Here is a 9,068-nt window from a genome sequence, read left to right on the forward strand (position 1 = left end):
CCCCACCCGCGCGGCCCCGGGAGAGCCCGTCCACCACGCCCCCGCCGTGGTGGACGGGCTCGCCCCGGTCGGCCGCACGGACGCCCGGCTCGTGGCGGGCGCGTACGGCACGGCTTCGACAGACATCGGACAAGGCAACCGAACCGAACCGAAGGGAAGGTCGGAACACGATGACCACGGCTGAGACGCGGACCATCAGGCTGGACTCCGCGAGGGCCGGCGCCGGCCCGGCGACCTGGGGGCAGCGGGCGATCTGGGGGGTCGTGACCCGGCTCGGCGACGACGCGCCCCGCTACAACGTGCCGGTCGACCTCCCCGTCACCCCGCCCCGCCCCGCGTCCCGCGTCCTCGCGGACGTCACGGAGCTGCTCCTGCTCCACGACAGCCTGCACACCCGCTTCCTGGCGGACGGCGAGGACGGTCTGCGGCAGGTCGTGGACGGCAGCGGCGAGCTCCCGGTGGAGATCCGCACGTGCGCCGCCGACCGGGCCGCCGAGACCGGCGCCGCCCTGCGCCAGGAGCTCGCCGGGCGCTCCTTCGACCACACCCGGGAATGGCCCCTGCGGGTCGGCCTGGTGGAGTGCGAGGGCCTGGTCCACCGCCTGGTGCTCGTCGGCGCGCACACCGGGATGGACTACTGGGGCCTCGGCCGGCTGCTCCGCGACCTGGAGTCCGTCGAGTCGGGGGAGACCGCCGCCTCGCTGCGACAGGCGCGCCCCTCGCTCCAGCCGCTGGACGCCGCGGAGGTCCAGGCCTCGCCGCTCGGCCGCCGCCGGGACGAGGCGGCCCGCCGCTACTGGCTCGACCAGCTGACCGCGGGACCCCGGCAGCTCTTCCGGGAGCCCGCGGCGCCGGAGCTCGCGGACGACCCGGGCCGGATGTTCCCGAACGCGCTGCTGCGCTCGCCCGCGCTGGCGGTCGCCGTCGGGCGGGTGGCGGCGGAGCTGGAGGTGAGCGACGCCGCGGTGCTGCTCGGCGCGGCCGCCCACCAGCTGGCCAGGATGTCGGGGAGCAGCGACGTGCTGTTCCAGGTGGTCGTGGGCAACCGCTTCCAGCCGGCCGCCGCCGCGGCGGTCAGCACGGTCGCGCAGGAGGCCCTGTTCCGGCTCACGGACGCGGACCGGGACTTCGAGGACGCGGTGCGGCGGACCCGGTCCGTCGCCTTCAGCGCGTTCCGGCACGCCGCGTACGACAAGTGGGCGCTGGACCGGGAGGTGGCGCCGCTGGTCGAGAAGGGCGAGGCCGCCGACCACTCGTACTGGTGGAACGACACCCGCGACCCGGGCGTCGGGCCCTTCGACGGCGGGGAGCCGCCGAAGACGCCGCTGAGCGAGCTGATCGGCCGGACCGAGCTCAGCTGGCCGACGGAGTTCCTGCCCCGCAAGAACGTCTCGATGGCCGTGGACGTGCTGACCGCGCCGGGCGCCCTGGACCTCGCCATGACCGCCGACCCGGCCGTCCTCGACCGCGAGGGCATGGAGCGGTTCCTGCGCGGCGTCGAGCGGCTGATCGTCGCCGAGGCGATAGCGCTGGGGGACTGATGACGCGGACGTACGCGGGAATCGCCTGGACGGACGAGGGCTACCAGGTCGAGGTCCTGGACGGCGCCGGGCGCCGGGTCGCGGAGCCGGGCCGCTGGAGCGGCGCCCAGACCGCCGAACTCATCGCCTGGCTCAGGGACTTCGACGGCGGACGGGCGCCGGCGGTCGTCCTGGAGAGCACCAACGGCCTGCTCGACGGCCCGATGACGGCGGCCGGCCTGGAGGTCTACCGCGCGGACCCCTGGCTGCTGCCGCCGCGGCCCGGCTTCGGCTCCGTTCCGGCCGGGCTGCTGGCGGAGCGGGCCAGGACCGCGCCCGGCGAGCTGGCCCGGGTCACCGCCGAGGGCGGCACGCTGACCGGCCGCGCCGAGGAGTACTTCGACGGCGTGAAGCGCGGCGAGCCGATCGTGGCCGGGCTGACGGCGGCCGGACGCTGCTTCGAGCACGGCCGCCGGGACGACCCCCGGGTCGCGCTCACCTTCGACGACGGCCCCGATCCGGTCTTCACCCGGCAGGTCCTGGACATCCTGGACCGGTACGGGGCCCGGGCGACGTTCTTCTGCGTCGGGCACCACGTCGCGGCACTGCCCGATCTCGTACGCCGGACCGCCGCGGCCGGCCACGAGCTCGGCAACCACTCCTGGTCGCACCCCTATCTGCCCGACCTGACCCCGGAGCAGCTGCGCGAGCAGCTCGACCGGACGGCGGAGACCGTGGCCAAGGTGACCGGCGAGGAGGCCCCGACCCGGTTCCGGCCGCCTTACGGGGCGCTGAGCCCCGAGGTCCTCGCCGCCCTGGAGGGGTATCCGACCACGCTGACGATGTGGGACGTGGACACCCGCGACTGGGCGCGGCCGGGGCCGGAGCGGATCGCCGCGACCGTCCTGGAGTCCGCCGGGCCCGGCTCGGTGGTGCTCATGCACGAGGGCGCCGGAGACCGCTCCCAGACCGTGGCTGCCCTTCCGTCGATCGTCGAGGGCCTGCTCGAACGCGGCCTGGAGCTGGTGACGGTGGCGGAACTCGAAGACCACGACCAACGATTGAAGGGTTGAACAGCCATGGAAGAACGTCTCGCCGAGCACACCGCGGCGGAGGGGCCCCCGCGGACGAAGGAGGGACCCGACGGAGCGCCGCCCGCGGGGCCGCCGTCGGACCCGCCCTCGGGCCCGTCGTCCTCGGAGCCGGCGATCTGGTCCCGTAACTTCCGGTACTACTTCACGGCCCGCAGCGCCGGTCTGCTCAGCTGGGCCATGCTGCCGGTCGCGGTCTCCGCCGGTCTGCTCGCCGGCGGGTACGGACTGGACACCGCCGGCTACTCGATGGCCTTCCTGGTCGCCCCGTTCGCCGGCCTGGTGCTGTTCGGCGGGGTGCTCGCCGACCGGTTCACCGCCCGCCGGATGATGATCATCGCGGACCTGGCCAACCTCACCGCCCACATCCTGCTGGCGCTCCTCTTCATCCACGGCATCGACCACCTCTGGCAGCTGTACGGCCTGCTGGTCGTGGCCGGTACGGCGAACGCGCTGTTCCAGCCGGGCGCCTCCTCGACCGTGCCGCTGGTCTCCCGGGACGTGCAGGGCGCCAACGGCGTGCTGCGCACCTCCGAGGCGATCACCGGCCTCGGCGGCCCGGCCCTGGCCGGCGCCCTGGTCGGCTTCGGGTCCACCGGCTGGGTGATGGTGATCTCCGCCGTCGCCTACGGGACCAGCGCGATCTGCCTGTTCGTGCTGCGGCTCGGCAGGGTGCCCGCCCCGCCGGCCGGGCAGAGCCTGTGGCGCAACCTGGCCGTCGGCTGGCAGGAGTTCACCTCCCGCAGCTGGCTGTGGGGCGTCATCCTGATCTGGATGTTCTACGCGGTGCTCTCCTGGGGCCCGCAGCTGTCGGTGGCCGCCGGCGTCATCGTGCCCGAGCACGGCGCCTCCGCCTTCGGCCTCATCAACGCCGCCCTGGGTGCCGGCACCGTCGCCGGTGGCCTCATCGCGATCCGCTACAAGCCCCAACGGCCGCTCGCCGCCGGGGCCGTGGCGATGATGGCGTACCCGATCTACCCGCTCGGCATCGTCCTCGACTGGCCCGTCTGGCTCCTCGCCGTCGCCCAGGTCCTGGTCGGCGCCGGCATCGGCGTCTGGGGCGTCATGTGGGCCACCAGCGTGCAGACCCAGGTGCCGGGCGAGGTGCTCAACCGCGTCCACGCCTACGAGGTCGCGGGCTCCGTCGGCATGTACCCGATCGGCAGCGCGCTGGCGGGTCCCGCCGTCGGTGCGTTCGGCACGGACACCGTGCTCCTGGTGGGCGTCGTGGTCTCCTTCCTCACCGCCTCCGCGCTCCTGGCCGCCCGCCCGATACGGACCCTCGAACGCGTCCCGGACCGCGTCTGAGCGGCACCGGCGGCGCGCCCGAGCGACGGCATCGGCAGGACGGGCGGCATCAGCGGCCCGCGGGGCCCGAGCGGCGCGCCGGGCGTCCCACGGCGGACGTCCGGGCGCCGCGCACCGGACGTGCCTCGGCGGACGTCCGGGCGCCGCGCACACCCGCGGAGGGCGTGCACTACCTGGTCCGCCGCGCCGACGAGGTCCTCGCCGCGCTGCCCGTCGCCGCGCCGGACCGGGCGGCCGCCGCGGCACTGCCGCCGTGGCGGGCCCGGGAGCACACCGCCTCGCGCACCCTGCTGCGGGCCCTGCTGCGGGAGCTCGGCGAGGACCTCCGGGGCGGCCCGGTCGCGGCCCTCCAGGGCGGCCGGCCGTACCTCCCCGACCGTCCCGACCTGGGCGTGAGCCTCTCGCACTCCGCGGGCTGGGTCGCCGCGGCCGTCGCCAGGGACCGTGACGTCGGCGTCGACGTCCAGGCCCCGCGCGCCGTCGGCGACCGCCTGCTGCGGCGGTGCTGCGCGCCCGGCGACGCCGAGGCGCTCTCCGCCCTGCCCGAGGACGACCGCAGACGGGAGTTCGCCTGGATCTTCACGGTCCAGGAGGCCTGTGTGAAGGCCACCGGGACGGGCTTCGCGGGCCGCCCCTGGACCGTCCCGGTGACCCTCGGACAGCGAACGGGCGCCTGGGAGAAGGTCCGTTGGTGCGCCCCGCGCGAGGCGCAGCCGGTCCCGGCCGGCTGCGCCTGGACCGAACGGCGCTGAGCGGGCGGGGTGTTCCGACAGGTGGGCGCGGGTGGCGGTGCCGGGGCGTGAGCCCGTAGAACTCCAGCAGCAACCGGCACGCCGAACGAGAGGGCACCATGAGCGCCACCACAGAGGCCACCGCCGAACCGAGGGGCGGCGACGCCGACCCCACGGGTGGCGACCTGCCCGTCACCGAGCGGACCCGGCTGCGGCGCATGCGGGAGAAGGGCAGCCACAAGCGGGCCGACCTGGACGCCGTGCTCGCGGCGGGCTTCCTGTGCCACCTCGGGGTGCCCGTCGACGGGACGACGATGGTCGTGCCCACCGCGTACGGAGTGGACGGCGACCGGCTCTACCTCCACGGCTCGGTCGCCAGCCGCAGCCTGGTCCAGGCCCCCGACACCACCGTCTGCGTCACGGTCACGCACGTCGACGGGCTCGTCCTCGCCCGTTCCGTCTTCGAGCACGGCGTCAACTACCGCTGCGCGATGGTCTACGGCGTACCGCGGCTGGTGACCGACCCGGAGGAGAAGCTGCGCGGACTGCGGGCGCTCACCGAGCAGAGCTCGCCGGGCCAGTGGGAGTACGTGCGGCAGCCCAGCCGCAAGGAGCTCGCCGCCACCTCGGTCCTCGCCCTCGACCTCACCGAGGCCTCGGTGAAGACCCGGAGCGGCCCGCCGGACGACGGCGACTCCGAGGACGCGGCCCTCGGCCTGTGGGCGGGCGTCCTGCCCGTCGTGACCACCTTCGGCGAGCCGGTCACCGACCCCGTCCTGCCCGGGGACCTCGCCCCGCCCGCGCACGTCGCCTCGCGCGCGGGGCGGGTGCTGGGGGAGATCCCGGGGGAGTGACCGGGCTCAGGGGCCGGTGGTGTTCCCCACCAGGGGGCGCAGGGTCAGGCGGCTGAGGTGGCCCTCGTCCGCCAGGACGTCGACCGAGGTGATCCGGCCGTGGAGGACGGTGAAGGCGAAGACCGTGTGAGGCCGCCCGTCGCGGGTCAGGACCAGGCCGGCCGTCCCGTCCACCAGGGCCGGGCGGGCCTCCAGGATCCGCCCGGCGAGGGCCGGGGCCACCGGACCCGCCCCGTGCGTGGGCCGCATCCCGGCCCGTACGGCGGTGGGGTCGGCCCGCAGCGCCACGTCCGGATCGAGGAGCGCGCGCAGCGCCTCGGCGTCCCCGGTCCGCGCGGCTGCCAGGCACGCGGCGACCGTCTTCCGCTGGCGTGCCGGGTCGGGTTCCGGCATCTCCTCGGTGCCCCGCACCCGGTGCCGGGCGTGGGCGGCCAGCTGCCGGGCGGCTGCCGGGGTGCGTTCCAGGATCCGGGCGATCTCCTCGTACGGGATGTCGAAGAGGTCGTGGAGGACGAAGGCGAGCCGCTCCGGTGGTGTGAGCGTGTCCAGGGCCGTCAGGAGGGCGGGGTCGGGGTCCGCCGGGTCGTGCCGGGCGGGGGCCCAGGGATCCCAGGGGGCCGCCCGGTGGCTCTCGCGCGCGCGGAGGCGTTCCAGGCAGTTCCGGGCCAGGGCGTCGAGCACCCGTCCGCCGGAGGTGGGGCGGCGGGCCGTCCTCGGTGCCCGCTCCCGTACAGCACCGCGTACCGACTCCGGCATCGCCTCGTGGACCGCTTCCCGTACCGACTCGCGTACCGCGTCCCGTACCGCTTCATCGGCCTCGTCGGACGAGCCGAGCATCCGGTACGCCACGGCGTGCAGCCGCGGCTCGCGCTCCTCGGCGGGGGCCGCGAGGTCGTCGTCGTCATTCACGGGTCGTGACCTCCGGATCAGGGGCGGGGCCGGCGTGCGGCCGTCGCCGGGGCGCCCTCGGGGGACGTCCCGGCGCGGCCGGGGGCGCGCACGGCTTCAGTCGCCGTGGCCGGTGCCTCCGCTGCCGAAGCCTCCGCTGGAGATGCCGCCCCACTTGCGCTTCTCCTCGGTCGGCGGGTCCGGCGAGGTCTCGGTGCCGGACTTCTTGAGCTGGTACGGCATGAGGCGGTGCTCGCCGTCGGTCTGCGGCATCACCTCGGGCCTGCGGTACTCGGACATCTCGCCGGGCAGTGCGTCGGTCTCCGGCCGGTGCGGCTGCTCCTCCGGCTTGGGTGTGTCGGACTCGCGGTCGCGGACCCGGTAACCGAACCAGAACGCTCCGATGAGTACGGCGACGAGTACGAGCCCGCCGATGACCTGTCCGAGGCCCGACTGCCAAACCCCAGCGGCCAGGGCCTCTGCTGCGCTGAGAGTGTTCATACTCCAGGATTACCCGATTCCGCTTATTCGGACCCGTCGGGCGGTGAACCCTTCGAAGTTTTCTGAAACATTCCCGCGCCCCTGCCGCGTCAATGAGGTGTACGGCGACCACACCACGTGACCGCGAGGGAAAGGAGGGGCATGAGAAAGTCCCGCGCGGACGAGTTCCTGGAGTTCGCCTCCGCACGCACGGGGCACCTGTTCCGGTCCGCATGCCTGCTGACCAGCGGCGACACCCATCTCGCCGAGGACCTCACGCAGGAGACGCTCGGCAAGATGTACGCCCTGTGGGGCCGCATGGCACGGATCGGCAACCCCGCCGCGTACGCCCAGACCGTGCTCGTCCGCACGTTCCTCAGCCACCAGCGGCGCCGCTCCGCCACCGAGCGCCCCCTGGGCGAGCTGCCCGACCGCGCCCCCGAGAACGGCGAGGACCCGGCACTCCGGATCGCCCTGCTCGACGCGCTCGCCGGGCTCGCGCCCAAGGACCGGGCGGTCGTGGTGCTGCGGTACTGGGAGGACCGCAGCGTCGAGGAGACCGCCGACGCCCTGCACGTCAGCTCGGCGGCGGTCCGCACCCGCTCCGTGCGGGCGCTGGCCAAGCTGCGGCAGCGGCTCGGCGGCAGCATCGCCGAGTTCGCCGTGCGCTGACCGGCGCACCCGCAGGACCCCATCCATCAGACTTCTCATCACCCACGGACCGGAGACGGTGATCTCGGCATGCCTCTGAACGAAGGTTCCCAGCACGACGACGCCCCGCACGAGGGCTTCGAGAAAGAGCTCGGCGCGGTCCTGCGCAGCACGGGCGAGGGCTTCTCCACCGAGGGCCGGCGCGAGCTCGTCACGGGCGGCCTCGCCCGCGGCCGGCGCCGCCTGGTCCGCCGCCGCCTCGCGGTGACCGGCGGCGCCCTCGCGCTCGCCGCCGTCGGCATCGGCGGGGTGTACGGCGGATCGCTCATCGGCGGCGGCAAGTCGACGGCCGCCGGCGTCGCCGCGGCCCCCACAGTCCGGCCGGGGGACAAGGTCGGCTCGCCCGACGCCGCGAACCAGGGCATGGGGCAGATCCCGGTCCGGGACATCGCGGCCGTCATCGAGGCCAACACCCCCGACGGCGAGTGGCAGTTCGACAACCTGGGCGGCAAGGGCCAGTCCGCCCTCGGCGTCTACGACGACGGCGCCGGCAAGGCGTCCGTCTCCGTCGGCCTCTACCGCTCCGCCGGCGGCGAGGGCGAGGCCGGCGCGGGCCAGGTCACGTGCCCGAGCGAGGTCCACGTCTCCTTCGACTCCTGCACCAGCAAGACGCTCGCGGGCGGCGACCGGCTGATGGTCATCCAGGGGTACGAGTACCCCGACCGGCGCGAGGACACCAAGAACTGGCGCGCGGTCCTGCTCACCAAGGACGGCTTCCTGGTCGACGCGAGCGAGCACAACGCCGCCGCCCAGAAGGGCTCCGCCGTCACCCGCGAGAACCCGCCCTTCACCCCCGCCCAGCTGAAGGCCCTCGTCACCTCCGACGACTGGCGCCCGCTGCTCGCGCAGCTGCCCAAGCCCGAGAAGCTCAAGGCCGACCCGGGCGCGGCGCTGCCGTCCGGGGAGCCCAGCGGCGCCGAGATCCAGTCCACCCTGCGCTCGCTCCTGCCCAAGGGCCTGCGCGTGACGGACAAGGACGGGAACTACGGCTACGGCTTCGCGGTCGTCGACGACGGCCAGGGCAAGAGCCTCGTCGAGATCAACGTCCAGCCGAAGATGGGCGACGTGGCCCACCAGCTCTACGGCAGCGGGAACGTCACCATCCTGCCCGACGGCCGCAGGGTCAAGGTCACCCAGCAGGCAGCGGAGAAGGGCGGCTCCGGCACGGTCATGTGGACCGTCGACACCATGACGGCCGACGGCTTCAGGGTCGTCGTCTCCACCCTCAACGCCGGGGGGTACCGCAAGGCGGCCACGCGCGCCGAGCCCGCGCTGACGGTCGAGCAGCTGAAGACGATCGCGCTGAGCCCGAAGTGGCTGAAGGAGCCCGCGAAGTAGCACCGGGACGGACGGGGGAGCGAACGGGGGAGGGAGGGGTGGGGGGGGGCCCCCCCGCCCCCCCCCCCCCCCCCCCCCCCCCCCGGCCCCCCCCCCCCCCCCCCCCCCCCCCCCCCGGGCACAAATGGAGGGGCGGCCCCCGGCCCC

9 protein-coding genes are annotated in these 9,068 nt (G+C 75.0%); 7 read left to right on the forward strand and 2 right to left on the reverse strand.

Features of this window, described 5'->3' with window-relative positions; genetic code table 11:
• Nucleotides 1-170 precede the first annotated feature (170 nt).
• The 5 genes from ACF08F_RS02945 (at nt 171) to ACF08F_RS02965 (ending at nt 5,504) form a co-directional block, all read left to right on the forward strand.
• The gene (locus ACF08F_RS02945; RefSeq protein WP_392296714.1) at nt 171-1,541 is read left to right on the forward strand and encodes a condensation domain-containing protein; all 1,371 of its coding nucleotides are present in this window, start codon (nt 171-173) and stop codon (nt 1,539-1,541) included.
• On the forward strand, nt 1,541-2,593 hold the full coding sequence (locus ACF08F_RS02950; RefSeq protein WP_392296715.1) for a polysaccharide deacetylase family protein: 1,053 nt from the start codon (nt 1,541-1,543) through the stop codon (nt 2,591-2,593). The genes ACF08F_RS02945 and ACF08F_RS02950 overlap by 1 nt, the downstream gene beginning before the upstream one ends.
• A gap of 6 nt (nt 2,594-2,599) precedes the next feature.
• Nucleotides 2,600-3,919 (forward strand): MFS transporter, encoded by a 1,320-nt coding sequence (locus ACF08F_RS02955; RefSeq protein WP_392296716.1) that lies wholly within the window; start codon nt 2,600-2,602, stop codon nt 3,917-3,919.
• A gap of 164 nt (nt 3,920-4,083) precedes the next feature.
• On the forward strand, nt 4,084-4,671 hold the full coding sequence (locus ACF08F_RS02960) for a 4'-phosphopantetheinyl transferase family protein (protein WP_392296717.1): 588 nt from the start codon (nt 4,084-4,086) through the stop codon (nt 4,669-4,671).
• Nucleotides 4,672-4,769: 98 nt separating this feature from the next.
• Nucleotides 4,770-5,504 carry a pyridoxamine 5'-phosphate oxidase family protein gene (locus ACF08F_RS02965; RefSeq protein WP_392296718.1) on the forward strand — a complete coding sequence of 245 codons (735 nt, stop codon included), beginning with the start codon at nt 4,770-4,772 and terminating at the stop codon, nt 5,502-5,504.
• Between the two features lie 6 nt (nt 5,505-5,510).
• Here the strand turns inward: ACF08F_RS02965 and ACF08F_RS02970 are convergent, their stop codons facing one another.
• A complete protein-coding gene (locus ACF08F_RS02970) occupies nt 5,511-6,413 on the reverse strand; it encodes a sigma factor-like helix-turn-helix DNA-binding protein (RefSeq protein ID WP_392296719.1) in 903 nt (300 codons plus the stop codon).
• Between the two features lie 96 nt (nt 6,414-6,509).
• On the reverse strand, nt 6,510-6,893 hold the full coding sequence (locus ACF08F_RS02975) for a DUF6479 family protein (RefSeq protein ID WP_392296720.1): 384 nt from the start codon (nt 6,891-6,893) through the stop codon (nt 6,510-6,512).
• A gap of 141 nt (nt 6,894-7,034) precedes the next feature.
• Between ACF08F_RS02975 and ACF08F_RS02980 the strand changes: the two genes are divergently transcribed.
• Together ACF08F_RS02980 and ACF08F_RS02985 are read left to right on the forward strand one after the other, a co-directional pair.
• Nucleotides 7,035-7,544, forward strand: a complete 510-nt coding sequence (locus tag ACF08F_RS02980; protein ID WP_392296721.1) for a SigE family RNA polymerase sigma factor — start codon at nt 7,035-7,037, stop codon at nt 7,542-7,544.
• Nucleotides 7,545-7,613: 69 nt separating this feature from the next.
• On the forward strand, nt 7,614-8,921 hold the full coding sequence (locus ACF08F_RS02985) for a hypothetical protein (RefSeq protein ID WP_392296722.1): 1,308 nt from the start codon (nt 7,614-7,616) through the stop codon (nt 8,919-8,921).
• The last annotated feature ends 147 nt before the right edge of the window (nt 8,922-9,068 follow it).

The organism is Streptomyces sp. NPDC015130, from assembly GCF_043080005.1.
In the GTDB taxonomy this organism is placed as follows: Bacteria; Actinomycetota; Actinomycetes; order Streptomycetales; family Streptomycetaceae; genus Streptomyces.

Excerpts from the sequence above, each read along its gene's own strand:
- ACF08F_RS02945 (WP_392296714.1), top strand. The coding sequence starts at position 171 with ATGACCACGGCTGAGACGCGGACCATCAGGCTGGACTCCGCGAGGGCC.
- ACF08F_RS02975 (WP_392296720.1), bottom strand. The coding sequence starts at position 6,893 with ATGAACACTCTCAGCGCAGCAGAGGCCCTGGCCGCTGGGGTTTGGCAG.
- ACF08F_RS02955 (WP_392296716.1), top strand. The coding sequence starts at position 2,600 with ATGGAAGAACGTCTCGCCGAGCACACCGCGGCGGAGGGGCCCCCGCGG.
- ACF08F_RS02965 (WP_392296718.1), top strand. The coding sequence starts at position 4,770 with ATGAGCGCCACCACAGAGGCCACCGCCGAACCGAGGGGCGGCGACGCC.
- ACF08F_RS02985 (WP_392296722.1), top strand. The coding sequence starts at position 7,614 with ATGCCTCTGAACGAAGGTTCCCAGCACGACGACGCCCCGCACGAGGGC.
- ACF08F_RS02950 (WP_392296715.1), top strand. The coding sequence starts at position 1,541 with ATGACGCGGACGTACGCGGGAATCGCCTGGACGGACGAGGGCTACCAG.
- ACF08F_RS02980 (WP_392296721.1), top strand. The coding sequence starts at position 7,035 with ATGAGAAAGTCCCGCGCGGACGAGTTCCTGGAGTTCGCCTCCGCACGC.